Source organism: Jeotgalicoccus saudimassiliensis, assembly GCF_000756715.1.
Classification (GTDB): Bacteria; Bacillota; Bacilli; order Staphylococcales; family Salinicoccaceae; genus Jeotgalicoccus; species Jeotgalicoccus saudimassiliensis.
The window spans coordinates 1,141,214-1,155,788 of the sequence record NZ_CCSE01000001.1 but is presented as its reverse complement, the minus strand read 5'-3'; the positions used below and the strand labels follow the sequence as shown (position 1 = coordinate 1,155,788).

Annotated in this window: 12 protein-coding genes; 9 read left to right on the top strand and 3 right to left on the bottom strand. The window is 45.1% G+C overall.

Going from position 1 to position 14,575, the window contains the following annotated elements:
• Positions 1-4: 4 nt before the first annotated feature.
• On the bottom strand, positions 5-508 hold the full coding sequence (locus RZ44_RS05500) for a gamma carbonic anhydrase (protein WP_035809341.1): 504 nt from the start codon (positions 506-508) through the stop codon (positions 5-7).
• A gap of 79 nt (positions 509-587) precedes the next feature.
• Between RZ44_RS05500 and RZ44_RS05495 the strand changes: the two genes are divergently transcribed.
• Complete coding sequence (locus tag RZ44_RS05495; RefSeq protein ID WP_035809339.1) at positions 588-1,394, top strand: alpha/beta fold hydrolase; 807 nt, start codon at positions 588-590, stop codon at positions 1,392-1,394.
• 24 nt (positions 1,395-1,418) lie between these two features.
• Here the strand turns inward: RZ44_RS05495 and RZ44_RS05490 are convergent, their stop codons facing one another.
• Positions 1,419-1,967 (bottom strand): tRNA 5-(aminomethyl)-2-thiouridylate-methyltransferase MnmM, encoded by a 549-nt coding sequence (locus RZ44_RS05490; RefSeq protein WP_035809338.1) that lies wholly within the window; start codon positions 1,965-1,967, stop codon positions 1,419-1,421.
• Between the two features lie 52 nt (positions 1,968-2,019).
• On the opposite strand from RZ44_RS05490, the gene RZ44_RS05485 reads away from it, so the two are divergent.
• The 4 genes from RZ44_RS05485 (at position 2,020) to leuS (ending at position 7,433) form a co-directional block, all read left to right on the top strand.
• Positions 2,020-2,772 (top strand): ABC transporter ATP-binding protein, encoded by a 753-nt coding sequence (locus tag RZ44_RS05485; RefSeq protein WP_035809336.1) that lies wholly within the window; start codon positions 2,020-2,022, stop codon positions 2,770-2,772.
• Complete coding sequence (locus tag RZ44_RS05480) at positions 2,747-4,309, top strand: ABC transporter permease (protein WP_035809334.1); 1,563 nt, start codon at positions 2,747-2,749, stop codon at positions 4,307-4,309. The genes RZ44_RS05485 and RZ44_RS05480 overlap by 26 nt, the downstream gene beginning before the upstream one ends.
• 5 nt (positions 4,310-4,314) lie before the next feature.
• Positions 4,315-4,779 (top strand): methylated-DNA--[protein]-cysteine S-methyltransferase, encoded by a 465-nt coding sequence (locus RZ44_RS05475; RefSeq protein WP_052109028.1) that lies wholly within the window; start codon positions 4,315-4,317, stop codon positions 4,777-4,779.
• Positions 4,780-5,018: 239 nt separating this feature from the next.
• A complete protein-coding gene (leuS, locus tag RZ44_RS05470) occupies positions 5,019-7,433 on the top strand; it encodes a leucine--tRNA ligase (RefSeq protein ID WP_035809330.1) in 2,415 nt (804 codons plus the stop codon).
• An 841-nt stretch (positions 7,434-8,274) separates the two neighbouring features.
• Here leuS and RZ44_RS05465 read toward each other — a convergent pair.
• The gene (locus tag RZ44_RS05465; protein WP_035809329.1) at positions 8,275-9,528 is read right to left on the bottom strand and encodes a BaiN/RdsA family NAD(P)/FAD-dependent oxidoreductase; all 1,254 of its coding nucleotides are present in this window, start codon (positions 9,526-9,528) and stop codon (positions 8,275-8,277) included.
• Between the two features lie 83 nt (positions 9,529-9,611).
• Between RZ44_RS05465 and RZ44_RS05460 the strand changes: the two genes are divergently transcribed.
• The 4 genes from RZ44_RS05460 (at position 9,612) to pepV (ending at position 14,270) form a co-directional block, all read left to right on the top strand.
• Positions 9,612-11,243 carry a putative polysaccharide biosynthesis protein gene (locus tag RZ44_RS05460; protein ID WP_035809328.1) on the top strand — a complete coding sequence of 544 codons (1,632 nt, stop codon included), beginning with the start codon at positions 9,612-9,614 and terminating at the stop codon, positions 11,241-11,243.
• Positions 11,243-11,932, top strand: a complete 690-nt coding sequence (locus RZ44_RS05455; RefSeq protein ID WP_035809327.1) for a pseudouridine synthase — start codon at positions 11,243-11,245, stop codon at positions 11,930-11,932. The genes RZ44_RS05460 and RZ44_RS05455 overlap by 1 nt, the downstream gene beginning before the upstream one ends.
• Before the next feature lie 76 nt (positions 11,933-12,008).
• On the top strand, positions 12,009-12,719 hold the full coding sequence (locus RZ44_RS11015) for a hypothetical protein (RefSeq protein ID WP_052108831.1): 711 nt from the start codon (positions 12,009-12,011) through the stop codon (positions 12,717-12,719).
• A 144-nt stretch (positions 12,720-12,863) separates the two neighbouring features.
• Positions 12,864-14,270 carry a dipeptidase PepV gene (pepV, locus tag RZ44_RS05445; protein WP_035811589.1) on the top strand — a complete coding sequence of 469 codons (1,407 nt, stop codon included), beginning with the start codon at positions 12,864-12,866 and terminating at the stop codon, positions 14,268-14,270.
• Positions 14,271-14,575: the final 305 nt, after the last annotated feature.

Here is a 14,575-nt window from a genome sequence, read left to right as displayed (position 1 = left end):
TTATTTAATTTTTATAGTTCGGAATGTGACCAACATATGTCTCGTTGATACGTTTCATTTCCTCAAGGTCTTCTGCTGTCAGCTCTCTGACCACTTTTGCAGGACGTCCGAACGCCAGTGTGTTAGGCGGAATGACTGTTCCTCCTGTAACGAGTGAGCCGGCGCCTATAAATGCATTTTCCCCAATTACAGCATCGTCAAGCACGATTGAGTCCATTCCAATTAAAGCCCCGCTTTTAACCGTGCAGCTGTGGAGTGTCACTTTATGTCCGACAGTGACATTGTCTCCGAGAGTTAACGGCAGCCCCGGAGTCTGATGCAGTACCGACAGGTCCTGGATATTCGTGTTATTACCGATACGTACAGGTGCGATATCACCGCGTACGACCGAACCGAACAATACTGAAGAATTTTCCCCGATTTTAACATCTCCGATTACCGTTGCATTCGGCGCGATAAAAGCACTGTCATGAATCTCCGGTGTGTGATTTTTGTAATCTATTATCATTTTAAATATCCTTTCCCTTCTCAAATGTTATAATAAAACCATCATATCAAATTTGCATATTTTTGTAAGGAGAAAGCTTATGTGGAAGTGGGAGACAGAAAACGAACCAAAGGGTGTCGTGGTCATTGTTCATGATTTGCTGGAGCACCATGAGTACTACGATGAGCTGACGGTAAAACTGCGTCGTGACGGTTATCATGTCATTATCGGCGACCTGCCGGGGCACGGTCAGACTACACGTGTCAACAAGGGACATATCAACAGTTTTGATCAGTATGTGGAAAGAGTCGCAGAATGGCACGAACTTGCCGCGCGGTATGATCTGCCGACATTTATTCTTGGACAGGGTCTCGGTGCACTAATTGCACTGGAGGCGCACCGACAGAACAAAATCCAGTCCGACGGAATTGTTGCGTTGAATCCGCTCTTATCATTTAAACAGTCATTTATGAACCGCAAAAATACAATACTGACAAGCGTCCGTGTAACGAGTGACGAGGCGAGATTTAATCTCGGTATTAAGATGAGTTACTTCACGCAGGATAAACGGTTCCTCGCACGTTATGAACAGGATGAACTGATCGTCGATAAAGTCAGCTACCAGTGGTACAAAACAATTATCAACCAGATGAAACTGACATCCGAGAATATGGAAGAAGTCGCGGGTGTGCCGATACTGACAGTAATGAGCAATGATAACCAGATTATTAATCCGTACTTATCAGCGAAATATATTAAGCGGACATTATCCGATGATTTCAGATTTACGATGCTCGATTCAGAGGAGCACAGTATTTTCCAGAGAGAGAATATAGAGTACCCGTATTATTTAATGAAACAGTTCTTTAATGCGCAGCTGTTTTCGATAGGAGTCATAATGGAGTAAATTGAAGTAAGATATTTAAATATCTTACTTCAATTTTTCTATAACCAGTAAAAACGGAGCATTGTTTTTCTGATTGATGTACTGATAACGGAGCACCTGGGCTTTATCCTGCGGCCATGCCGACAGTGTTTCAAGCAGCGCATCACGCTCGACTTTACCGCTGTCGTGGCCGTGGTAAACAACGATAACAATACGGCCGCCCGGTGATAAAAGCTCAAACAGGCCGGTTACTGCAGCAATCGTCGTATCGTATGCTGTCGTAATCGATTTGTCGCCGCCCGGTAAATAGCCGAGGTTGAATATGCCTGCTCTGACAGGTGCTTTAACGTACTGCGAAATGTTTTCGTGACCGTCGTGCACGAAAGTAATGTTGTCACCGTTATACTTTTCACGTGCACTGTCTATCGCTTCAGCCTGCACATCGAAACTGTAGACGTGACCGTCCGGTACCAGTCCGGCAAGAAAACCGGTGTCGTGGCCGTTGCCGCATGTGGCATCGACCAGTGTATTTTCTGCAGTAACGATTTCCTTAATGAAATCCTTGCCGGCAGGAAGTATTCTTTGAAGCATAATATCAATCCTTTCAAATTCTATTTAATTTTATCATAAGAAGGTTGGGTCTTTAATGATTACTGTCAGTAATTTAACGAAAAACTACGGTTCAAAAGCAGCCGTTAAAAATATAAATCTCGCTGTGAAAAAAGGGGAACTGTTTGCCTATCTCGGACCGAACGGTTCAGGCAAGTCCACAACGATTAAAATGCTGATGGGGCTCCTGGAGCCGACAGAGGGCACGGTGGAAATATCAGGTGAACCGATGCATCTCAATAATACGGAACTCAAAAGGAAAATCAGTTTCGTTCCGGATACCCCGGATATTATCGGCAAACTGACCGGCAACGAGTATTTAAACTTCGTTGCCAGCATTTACAAAATGGATAAACAGATTTATAAAGAAAAACGGGATGAACTCGTGAAGATGTTTGAGCTGCAAAATGATCTTGGTACGCTCGTCGAAGAATACTCACACGGCATGCGTCAAAAGCTCGTTGTTATCGGTTCGCTGATGCATTCACCGGAAGTCATCTTTCTCGATGAACCAAACGTCGGCCTGGATCCGAAGAGTAACCGCAAACTGAAAGATTATTTAACAGAATATGTAAAAGAGGGAAACACGGTCTTTCTGACGACGCATACGCTGAGCCTCGCAGAAGACATCGCAGACCGCATCTGTATTATTTACCAGGGTGAAATTAAAGCGCTCGGGACATTACAGGAACTCCGTGAACAGGCGGGCAGCGGCAAAACACTCGAGGATATATTCCTTATGCTGACAGACGGGGAGGACGCGCATGTTCAAGAGCATACTGAAAGTTGAAGCGCAGTCCAGACTGAATTACTTTAAAGCGCTGAGTACAGGAAAGCTCATCGTCTATCTGTTCCTTGCGATGATCATTCTTGCGATGATTGTTCCTGCAGTCTGGATGGTTATCAATCTGTTTCTGATGAACGCAGAAGAAATAGTAATTGGCAAAGCACTTGTACTGCTGTCTATGTTTCTCGTCTTAATATTGTCCTTGTTTTTAGTGAACGGTATTATTAAAGAAATGTTTATGGATAAAAATATCGATTCCTATTTAGTGCTGCCGGTTACACCGAAGGCAGTATTCTCGGTAAAACTGTTTTACCAGATTACATTTAAAGTGCTGCCGGTTATTCTGTTTATAAGCATTGCAGCCGGGCTGACGCTCGCGGTGAGATACGAAGCGCCGATGCTCGTGTTAAGCAGTGCTGTGTACTTTCTGTTCATCGGCGCTGTGAGCGCTGCAGCGGCGTACGCGATTGTTTTTGCAGTAACGAAGATTTCGTCGGCACGCCGCGTCGGCGAGATACTGACATTGGCCGGCGGTATGGCGAGTGTGCTGCCTTACTTCGTCATCGTTGCAGGCGGACAGTACATCATGCCGGTAATTGAAATGATGCCCAAGGCCGATTTTATATTTGCAGGGTTTTTATATGACCCTTCCGCAGTGAAGTATATTATAATGCTCGCTGTATTTTCAGTGGCAGCCGTACTGCTCATTATGTTTGTGCTGAATTATGTGACGGCTGCATTCGTTAAAGGAACAGCGAATACGAGAACGTCTGAACGTAAAAAAGCTGTGTCAGTAAACACCGGTTCGCCGGTCCGTGCATTGTTAAAGAAAGATATTACGATGACACTGCGTGACTTTAAAGAATGGGCGGCTGTACTGCCGCAATATTTATTCCCGTTTGTCTTTTTATATTTACTGACATCCAATCCGATGATGTACGGCGGAGAATCGTCATCCGATGATCAGGTGATGATGACGATTGCATTTGCCGGTTCTATAATGATTTCACTGTTTGTCGGTGCGATGAATACAGCGCGGGATGCACGCACGTACGCATTTTTAAAAATGATGCCGGTCAGCGGACTTGATATCGCAAAAGCAAAATATTTATACAATTTTATAACTATTACACCGGTATATGTATTCATTACTGTTATTATTTACTTTATACTCGACGTGCCGTTTACGACACTTCTGTATGCAGTGCTCGCTTCTGTGCTGCTCGTCTTAATTACGGCACCGGTCGGAATGCTGCTCGGAACGATTAACCCGGTCGTGTCAAAAAAGAATCCGGCACAGAGACTCGATACTGCAGCGAACATTATTATTGCTGTTATGATTATGGTACTCATCTTTTTAATGGGATATTTAACGCAGTTTACGATCGGCTTTAACGGTGAATCATATTTCTTAAAGCATGATACTATGCTGATGGTACTTGGTGTATTAATCGTCTTGAGTATTTTATCTTATGTAATACTGCTCAGAAAAGCAGGCGCGCGTTACGACGAAGGATATAATATTACGTATAAGAACTGATGAAGATGACAGGGACTGTATATTATAAAAAGTTTGATATCGGCTGGCTCAGACTCGAATCGCTGGACGGTGCGATTATTAAAGTGGATTACGTGGATGAAGCGGGGGAGTCGGATGCGCCGGATAAAGTGATTGAGCAGTGCGTACGTGAACTGGAGGAGTATTTTAACGGCGGGCGTAAATCGTTTGATGTGAAAATCAATCCCGACGTGTCCGGGACACCGTTCCAGCAGTCGGTCTGGAAGCAGCTCCGTATGATTCCATACGGCGAAACGATCAGCTACAAAACGCTTGCCGAGCGGATCAGCGGCAGCAATTATTCCCGTGCCGTGGCGAATGCGAACGGTAAAAATCCCATTTCGATTATTATTCCGTGCCACAGGGTGATTGCGAGTAATAATCAGCTCGGCGGATATACCGGAGGGCTCGACAGAAAAAAACTGCTGTTATCTGTCGAAGGGCGCTCATAACCTTGCTATATTAATGAATTTCAGCTATATTATTAATATCAGAAGTAGTAGCAGAAACGTTTTTTTAAGCGAGCCGGTGGCTGGTGTGAACCGGTATTGACGTGAAGTGAACTTGTCTGTGTTAATTTCATATTTTTTAAAGTTGCACATTATGTGAATGCGGGTGGTACCGCGGTCTTATAGATCGTCCCATATCTTTTTTAGATATGGGATTTTTTTATTTAATAGGAGGAAAACCAATGACGTTTAAACACAGAGACATCGAAAAGAAATGGCAGCAGCACTGGGAAGAAAACAAAACTTTTAAAACTGAAGATGAAATCGGCAAAGAGAAATTCTACGCACTTGATATGTTCCCGTACCCGTCTGGTGCAGGACTTCACGTCGGCCATCCGGAAGGGTACACAGCGACGGATATCGTCAGCCGCATGAAACGTATGCAGGGCTACAACGTGCTTCACCCGATGGGCTGGGATGCATTCGGTCTGCCTGCAGAGCAGTATGCAATCGACACGGGTAATGATATTCATGAATTCAACGATAAAAATATCGATACGTTCCGCCGTCAGATTAAAGAGCTCGGCTTCAGCTACGACTGGGACAGAGAAATTAACACGACGGATCCTGAATACTACAAATGGACGCAGTGGATTTTTATACAGCTGTACAATAAAGGTCTGGCTTACGTTGACGAAGTGCCTGTGAACTGGTGTGAAGCACTCGGCACAGTACTTGCGAACGAAGAAGTGATCGACGGCAAGAGTGAGCGCGGGGGACATCCTGTAGTACGCAAGCCGATGAGACAGTGGATTCTTAAAATTACCGAGTATGCTGACCGTCTGCTTGAAGACCTTGATGACCTGGACTGGCCTGAATCGTTAAAAGATATGCAGCGCAACTGGATTGGTAAATCAGAAGGGGCTAACGTCACTTTTGAAATCGACGGCTTCGATGAGTCATTCTCTGCGTTTACGACGCGTCCGGATACGATCTACGGTGCGACGTATGCAGTACTTTCACCGGAACATAAATTAATCGATAAAATTACGTCTGACGAGCAGCGTGAAGCGATTAAAGCATATCAGGAAAAAGCAGCGCACAAGAGTGAGCTTGAGCGTACTGATTTAGCGAAAGAAAAAACCGGTGTATTTACAGGTGCGTATGCAGTGAACCCGTTAAGCGGTGAAAAGCTGCCAATCTGGATTGCAGACTATGTATTAGCTTCATATGGTACAGGTGCAATTATGGCTGTTCCGGCACACGATGAGCGTGACTACGAGTTCGCAAAACAGTTTGACCTGAAAATCATTCCGGTGCTTGAAGGCGGAAACATTGAAGAAGAAGCATTTACAGGTGAAGGTAAACACATTAACTCAGGCCCGCTTGACGGACTCGGACTCGAGGATGGAATTAAGCGAGCGATTGAACTGCTTGAGGAAAAAGGTGCGGGCGAAGCGAAAATCACTTACAGATTAAGAGACTGGTTATTCAGCCGTCAGCGTTACTGGGGCGAGCCAATTCCTGTTATTCATTGGGAAGACGGTACAATGTCGACAGTTCCGGAAGAAGAACTTCCTCTTGAACTGCCGGTGATGACTCAGATTAAACCATCCGGTACAGGTGAATCACCGCTTGCCAACAACACTGACTGGATCAATGTTGTCAGAGAAGACGGCGTTAAAGGCCGCCGTGAAACGAACACAATGCCGCAGTGGGCGGGCAGCAGCTGGTACTTCCTGCGCTTTATCGATCCGCACAATACAGAACAGCTTGCCAATCCGGAGAAACTTAAACACTGGCTGCCGGTCGACTTGTATATCGGTGGTGCTGAGCACGCAGTACTTCATCTTCTGTATGCACGATTCTGGCACAAGTTCCTTTATGACCTGGGTGTGGTACCTACAAAAGAGCCATTCCAGAAACTGTACAACCAGGGCATGATTCTCGGTGAAGGAAACGAGAAGATGAGTAAGTCGAAAGGGAACGTTGTAAACCCTGATGATATCGTTTATTCACACGGTGCAGATACACTGAGACTGTATGAAATGTTCATGGGGCCGCTCGATGCGTCAATCGCATGGAACGAAAACGGACTGGATGGTGCGAGAAGATTCCTCGACCGCGTATGGAGACTTCTTGTTAATGAAGAAACAGGAGAAGCGGCGGCGAAAATCGTTGATAAGGAAACTCCTGCACTCGATAAAGTGTATAACGAGACAGTGAAAAAAGTGACATCGGACTTTGAGTCGCTGTTATTCAACACAGGTATTTCACAGCTGATGGTATTTGTGAACGAAGCGTACAAAGCTGAAGAAGTAAACAAAACATATGTTGAAAACTTCGTTAAGCTTCTGTCGCCGGTAGCACCGCACATCGCTGAAGAGCTGTGGAGCATTCTGGGTAACACAGAAACACTCGCATACGCAGAGTGGCCGACATTCGACGAATCAAAACTTGTAGAAGACACAGTTGAGATCGTTGTACAGGTGAACGGCAAAGTGAAAAACAAGCTTGATATCGCAAGAGACCTTTCAAAAGAAGAAACAGAAGAACTTGCACTTGCTGATGAAACAATCAAACGAGAGCTTGAAGGTAAGACGGTACGTAAAGTCATCGTTGTACCTCAGAGACTCGTAAACATTGTCGCTAATTAATTTATATAGATAAAAAAACACCGCACCGGACTTGATTGATTGAAGTCTGATGCGGTGTTTTTTTGGTTTGTGGGTTGGTTCACAACGGCGGTCTCCCGTTGTGAACCGAGTTGTGCCGGATGACAACGGCGGTTTCCCGTTGTGAATCGAGTTGTGCCGGATGACAACGGCGGTCTCCCGTTGTGAATCGAGTTGTGTTGGATGACAACGGCGGTCTCCCGTTGTGAATCGAACAGCGCCGGATGACAACGGTGGTCTCCCGTTGTGAATCGAGCAGTCCTGGATGACAACGGCGATTTCCCGTTGTGAATCGAGTTGTGTTGGATGACAACGGCGGTCTCCCGTTGTGAATCGAACAGCGCCGGATGACAACGGCATTTCCCCGTTGTGAATCGAGTAGTCCCGGATGACAACAGCGTTTCCCCGTTGTAAATCGATCAGTCCCGGATGACAACGGCGATTTCCCGTTGTGAATCGAGTTGTGCCGGATGACAACGGCGTTTCCCCGTTGTGAACCGAACAGTCCCGAATGACAACGGCGATTTCCCGTTGTGAATCGATCAGTCCCGAATGACAACGGCGTTTCCCCGTTGTGAATCGATCAGTCCCGAATGACAACGGCGATTTCCCGTTGTGAATCGAACAACCCCGGATGACAACGGTGGTCTCCCGTTGTGAACCGAGCAGTCCTGGATGACAACGGTGGTCTCCCGTTGTGAACCGAGCGGCGTCGGATGACAACGGCATTTCCCCGTTGTGAATCGATCAGTCCCGGATGACAACAGCGTTTCCCCGTTGTAAACCAACCAACCAACCAACCAACCAACCATTCATCCAACCATTACCCGTTCGAACAGTGATATCCTGCCACATAACCGGTGACGAGTGCGCTCGTAATATTGTATCCGCCTGTGTAGCCGTGGATGTCGAGCACTTCACCTGCAAAGTGGAGGCCGTCAATCAGCTTGCTCGACATTGTGGACGGATTAATTTCTTTCAGATTGACACCGCCACCTGTGACGAATGCTTTTTCGATGGATTGTGTGCCGTTTACGTTGAACGTAAAGCGCTTGAAGAATTCAACAATCGCCTGTTTCTGCTGGTTGGATACGTGGTGGCCACTCGTGCTGCCGTCGATTTTTAAATATTCAAGAACGAATGCAACAAGGCGTTCCTGGTGAATGTTTTTTAAAATGTTCTTGAGACTTTTATCGATGTTATCTTTAATGGTTTTGTTAATGTATTCCTGCATGTCACCCATCGTGTACTGCGGGAAAAAATCGAGCTGCATTTTAATGTTCTCTTTTTTCTGTGACTGCTGTTCTTTGTAAACGAACTGGCTGCAGCGGAGCGCTGCCGGACCGCTCACTCCGAAGTGGGTGAAAATCATATCCATCTGGTGAGTAATTCTCGGTTTGCCGTTTTTCTTTAATACGGATAAAGCAACGTCGTCTAGGCTGATGCCTTTCAGCGTGCCGTCTGTAAAGAAACGCTGATTCGATGTAATCGGCACTTCTGTCGGGAAGAGTTCGGTTACTGTATGGCCGAGTGTTTTCGCAAACTTGTGGCCGTCTCCTGTTGAGCCTGTCTGCGGCACGCTTTTGCCGCCGGTTGTAATTATGACGTTGCGCGCGTTAAATGTCCTGCCGTCGGACGTTTTTACGCCGGTAATTTTACCGTCTTCATGGAGGACTGCCGCGACTTCCGTTGCAAACTCAATTTCAACTTTATTACGGTCAAGCTGTTCCAAAAAGACATTGAGCACGTCTTTAGCTTTGTTTGAGACGGGGAACATGCGCCCGTGGTCTTCTTCTTTTAATTTAACACCGTTGGATTCAACGAAATTAATAATCGATTCGTTGTCGAATACGGAGAACGGGCCGTACAGAAACTTACCGTTGCCGGGAATATGTTTAATAATTTCCTCATACGGCAGACGGTTCGTTACGTTGCAGCGGCCGCCGCCGGATATCAGCAGTTTTTTGCCGAGTTTCTTATTTTTTTCGATTAAAAGTACTTTATTATTGTTCAGACTCGCAGCATAGCCTGCCATAATTCCGCTGACGCCGCCGCCGATTACTATCGTATCGTACATGAGTTTGCTCCTTTTAGTTTTAAAGTATTCCCTAATCCATTATAATAATGGTTATGTTTATTATAGATAAGAAGGGTTAATATATGTCGGATCAGAAAAAAATGTTTCGCGGTACATTCCTTTTAACCGCAGCTACATTTACCACTCAGATTTTAGGAATGCTTTATTTAATTCCATTTTACAGCATTATGGGCGGGGAGGAAAACCTTGCTCTTTACGGTTACGCTTATACGCCGTACACGATTATGCTGTCGATTGCCGCAGCGGGTGTGCCCGGGGCGGTATCGAAATTCGTTGCGAAGTACAACGCGCTCGGTGCTTATGAAACCAGCGAGAAGCTTTATAAGTCAAGTCTTCTCGTGATGATGGCTTCAGGTATTCTTGCTTTTCTTGCTTTATATTTAATGGCGCCGGTTATCGCTGAAGCACAAAGTGCTGCAGGCGGCGGAGATCACCGCTGGAGCACTGAAGATATTACTGATATTATCCGCGTGATCAGTTTCGCAGTTATTATCGTACCATTTATGGCAACGTGGCGGGGAATATTCCAGGGTCATGAATCATTCGGCCCGACGAGCGCCTCATCGGTTGTTGAGCAGATTTTACGAATCGCAGTACTGTTATCGGGTGCGTTTATCGTAATTAATGTAATGGACGGTTCGATAAAGACCGCTAACGAAATTGCCGTGTTTGCTGCTTTCGTCGGTGCGGTCGGTGCAACGTTTACGCTGGCAATATTCTGGAGAAAACGAAAGCCGTTTTTAAAAGAACAGCAGAAACAGGATAAGAGCGGCATCAATTTATCGTACGGTGAAATGTATAAGGAAATTATCCGTTACGGTCTGCCGTTTATTATCGTCGGCATGAGTATTCCGGTCGTCTTATTCATCGACCAGATGACGCATAACAACGCACTGTCGCTTGCCGGTGTGCCGGGAAGCCTGCAGGACTCATGGTTCGGTATGCTGAACTTAACAACGCACAAACTCGTAATGATCCCAACGGCGTTCGCGTCGGCATTTGCGATTACAATACTGCCGTTCATTACGAAAAACTATCAGCAGAAACTGTTTGATAATGTACACCATCAGGTGAAATCGATGATTCTGATGCTGCTGTTCTTCGTCGTTCCGGCCGGCATGGGAATGATGATTTTATCAGCACCGGTTTATACTTCGTTTTACAGCTATAACGAAATCGGTATTATGATACTGACATTCTATGCGCCGGTCAGCATTATTATTTCGCTGTTCTCTGTGACGTGTTCAATCGTGCAGGGTATCGACAAGCAGAACCTGACATTTTACGTTGTTATCGTGATGCTTATTATTAAAGCGGCAATTAACATTCCGCTGATTATGAATTTCTATACAGTCGGTGCTGTGATGGGAACCGCAATTGCCCTCGGTGCCGGTGTGATTATGAACCTGATTATTATTAAAAAACACGGTAAAATCCGTTTCCGTGCATTTGTCGCACCGATATTCCAAATTATAGTATGTGCACTGGCGATGCTGCTTGCAGTGGAGATTGTATACTATCTGCTGCTGATGAATATCGATGAAATGACGACGCTGAACTCTGTACTGACACTCCTCGTTACAGTGCCGGCAGGAGTTATTGTCTACCTGTTTATTTCATTTAAAACAGGTCTTGCAGACGAAGTGCTCGGCGAACGTGCACAAAAAATACGCCGGAAAGTGAAGTTTTTATAATGAGACTGGATAAATATCTTGCGAATGCGAACCTAGGCAGCCGGAAGGAAGTAAACAAATTAATTAAAAAAGGCGAGATTACGGTCAACGGTAAAATCGTGAAGAGTCCGAAAACGGACGTGGGTTACGACGATGAGATTTTTTACATCGATGTTCCCATCATCCTTGAGGAATTTATCTACCTGATGATGAACAAACCGGACGGCGTCATCTCCTCAACAGAAGAGGGCCCGACGGAAACTGTAATCGATCTGATTGCTCATCCGCAGCAGGGGGAACTGTTCCCTGTCGGGAGACTCGATAAAGATACGGTGGGGCTGATGTTCATTACGAACGACGGCAAGCTTGCCCATCAGCTCCTCAGCCCGAAAAATGAGTACTGGAAAACGTATCATGTGACGCTTCGCGACGAAGTGACGAAAGCCGATATCGAAAGACTGGAAACGGGGATCGAGCTGAAGGACTTTACGACGAAACCTGCGAAGGCAAAACGTTTGAGCCCTCGTGAAGTGTCGCTGTCGATTACCGAAGGGAAGTTTCATCAGGTGAAGCGGATGTTTCTTGCCACCGGCAATGAAGTGGTCAAGCTGAAGCGGACGCACTTTGCAACGCTGACGCTTGATGAGACACTGGCGGAAGGCGGGTATCGCAGGCTGACCGAAAAAGAAATAAAAAATTTAAGCAATTAAGTTTATTAAATTGAAGTCAGGGTATATTTTATATTAAGTCCAATGTAAAACAATTTTATAATATGAGGTGTATCAAATGGGGAAACTATTTAATTTTGTATTTAGAGCGGGTGCATTACTCGGTATTGCATACGCTGCAAAAAAACTTGCAGACAATAAAGAATTAGTTAAAGAAGAATATGCGAAAGCGAAAGAAGATCCGAAAGCCTACGCACAGAACGTGCAGGAAAAAGCAACTGCAAAAGCGCAGGATGTTCAGGTGAGAGCTCAGGAGGAATATGCCAGAGCGAAAGAGGATCCGAAAGCATACGCACAAAATGTTCAGGATAAAGCGTCAGCCAAAGCTAAAGAAGTACAGGCTAAAGCAAATGAACAGATGGAAACTGCGAAATCAAAAGCTCAGGACGTACAGTCCAAAGCGAAAGATGAGTACGCGAGAGCAAAAGAAGACCCTGAAGCGTATAAGCAGGAATTAAAAGAAAAGGGTCAGAAAAAAGCTGACGAAGTGAAAAAGAAAGCAGAACAGACTAAGAACAAAGTGAAAAAAGAAGCGAAAGAAACTAAAAAAACAGTTAAAGGCGAAGAGGCCGGAGCGAAGCCGGATGCAGTCAACATGGACGATGTTGAGCAGAGAGAATCTGTACTTGCAGACGAAGGCGGGCTTTCTAAAAGCGAAGTCGAAAACTATGAAGAGGAACACAACGTTGATGTAGTCGATGAGGCCGGCGTTAGAGATGAAAATCATAACGTTCACGTCGTAACCGACAACAAAAAGAACAACAAATAACACTTTTTAAGAAGCCGCTGCTGCGGCTTCTTTTTTTATGAACAAACATAAAACTCACCGGTAATTTTTTCAGGTGTCTGCACGCTGAAATCTCCGGCTAAAAAGTATATAATAGAAGAAAATCTATTGCCGGAGCTGATAATTATGGATGCGAAACATTTAGTAAGTAAATATAAAGATGATTTAATCAATGATTTAATCGGTTTACTGTCGATCGACAGTGTTAAAGGGGAAGCCGTGAAAGATGCACCGGTCGGGGCAGGTCCGAAAAAAGCACTCGAGTTTATGATTGATCTTGGTGTGAAGGAAGGCCTGCCGGTGAAAACTGTCGATAATCTGGCCGGACATATCGAGTTTGGTGAAGGAAAAGATTTATTCGGTGTACTTGGTCACGTCGATGTAGTGCCTGCGGGTAAAGGATGGACGTCGGAACCGTTCGAACCTGTAATTAAAAACAATGAAATTATTGCACGTGGTGTACAGGATGACAAGGGGCCGACGATGGCTGCTTATTACGCACTGAAAATTTTACATAATGAGGGTTACAAATTTAACCAGCGCGTCCGTTTGATTGTCGGTACGGATGAAGAGTCTGACTGGCAGTGTACGGATGTATACTTCAAATCGGAAGAAATGCCGGGGGCCGGTTTTTCCCCGGATGCTGAATTCCCGGTCATTCACGGTGAAAAAGGGATTACGACGTTCAATATTGTCCAGTCGAATCTAGACGATGAGTACACTGACTCGGATATCGAACTGAAAGCATTTATTTCGGGAGAACGCTACAACATGGTGCCTGAATCTGCAGAAGCGAAACTGAAAGTACTGAGTCAGATGAGCTCGATTATTCAGGCGTACGAAGGGTTTATCCGTAAAACAGGACTTGATGGGAAGTATGAAATCGACGGCGGTTTCCTGAAACTTGAGCTGTCAGGTAAAAGTGCACACGGCTCGATGCCGGAAGAAGGTGTGAACGCAGGAACCGAACTGCTTAAATTCCTGTCAGAAGTCGAACTCGACAAAAATGGCAGTGAGTTCGTTAAATTTGCCGGAGAGTACATTACGGATAATTTAACAGGAGAAGAGTTTAACATGGCACACACTCATGAAGAGATGGGCAGTGTGAGTGTGAATACGGGAATGATTAACTATACTGAAGTCGACGGCGGAATTTTCGGTGTAAACTTAAGGTACCCGGAAGGACTTGATTTTGATGCGGGTATTAAGGCACTGGAAGAGGCTGTTAAAGAATCGGGCTTTACTATAGAAGACATCAGTAATCAGGTACCGCACTATGTCGATAAAAATAATCCGCTTGTGCTGAAACTGATTGACAGCTACCGTAAACATACGGACGATGACAGGGAAGCATTTACCATCGGCGGGGGAACTTATGCACGCACACTTGAAACGGGTGTTGCTTTCGGTGCGATGTTCAAAAATACAGTCGATACGATGCACCAGAAAGACGAGCGTATGAACATCGATGAACTGATGCTGGCAACAGCAATTTATCTCGAAGCGCTGTATGCGGTGTGTATAGAACAGTAGAAGAGGCCTGCTCCTGTCTGCACTTTTGAATAATATACAACGTTGTAACAATAGTTGTAATTATAACCGGATATCAGGGTACAGTGTATGATGAAGAATGAAATCGTCTATTCCCAGAAGGCGTAAAACCTGTTATACTAACATTTGCTTCTTTGCCCGGAGCAGCAGTTAAAACTGAGCGGCCGGGTGAGAAATGGGCGATGAAATACAGTACATCATTCAGTTAACTTTAAACAACATTTTGTTTAGTGTATAATAATTTATCTGAACAACATCACAGTAACTGTGTACTAACATTCAGTTGG

Coding starts and splice junctions, on each gene's coding strand:
- RZ44_RS05500 (WP_035809341.1), bottom strand. CDS start 508: ATGATAATAGATTACAAAAATCACACACCGGAGATTCATGACAGTGCT.
- RZ44_RS05495 (WP_035809339.1), top strand. CDS start 588: ATGTGGAAGTGGGAGACAGAAAACGAACCAAAGGGTGTCGTGGTCATT.
- RZ44_RS05485 (WP_035809336.1), top strand. CDS start 2,020: ATGATTACTGTCAGTAATTTAACGAAAAACTACGGTTCAAAAGCAGCC.
- RZ44_RS05480 (WP_035809334.1), top strand. CDS start 2,747: ATGTTCAAGAGCATACTGAAAGTTGAAGCGCAGTCCAGACTGAATTAC.
- RZ44_RS05475 (WP_052109028.1), top strand. CDS start 4,315: ATGACAGGGACTGTATATTATAAAAAGTTTGATATCGGCTGGCTCAGA.
- leuS (WP_035809330.1), top strand. CDS start 5,019: ATGACGTTTAAACACAGAGACATCGAAAAGAAATGGCAGCAGCACTGG.
- RZ44_RS05465 (WP_035809329.1), bottom strand. CDS start 9,528: ATGTACGATACGATAGTAATCGGCGGCGGCGTCAGCGGAATTATGGCA.
- RZ44_RS05460 (WP_035809328.1), top strand. CDS start 9,612: ATGTCGGATCAGAAAAAAATGTTTCGCGGTACATTCCTTTTAACCGCA.
- RZ44_RS05455 (WP_035809327.1), top strand. CDS start 11,243: ATGAGACTGGATAAATATCTTGCGAATGCGAACCTAGGCAGCCGGAAG.
- RZ44_RS11015 (WP_052108831.1), top strand. CDS start 12,009: ATGGGGAAACTATTTAATTTTGTATTTAGAGCGGGTGCATTACTCGGT.
- pepV (WP_035811589.1), top strand. CDS start 12,864: ATGGATGCGAAACATTTAGTAAGTAAATATAAAGATGATTTAATCAAT.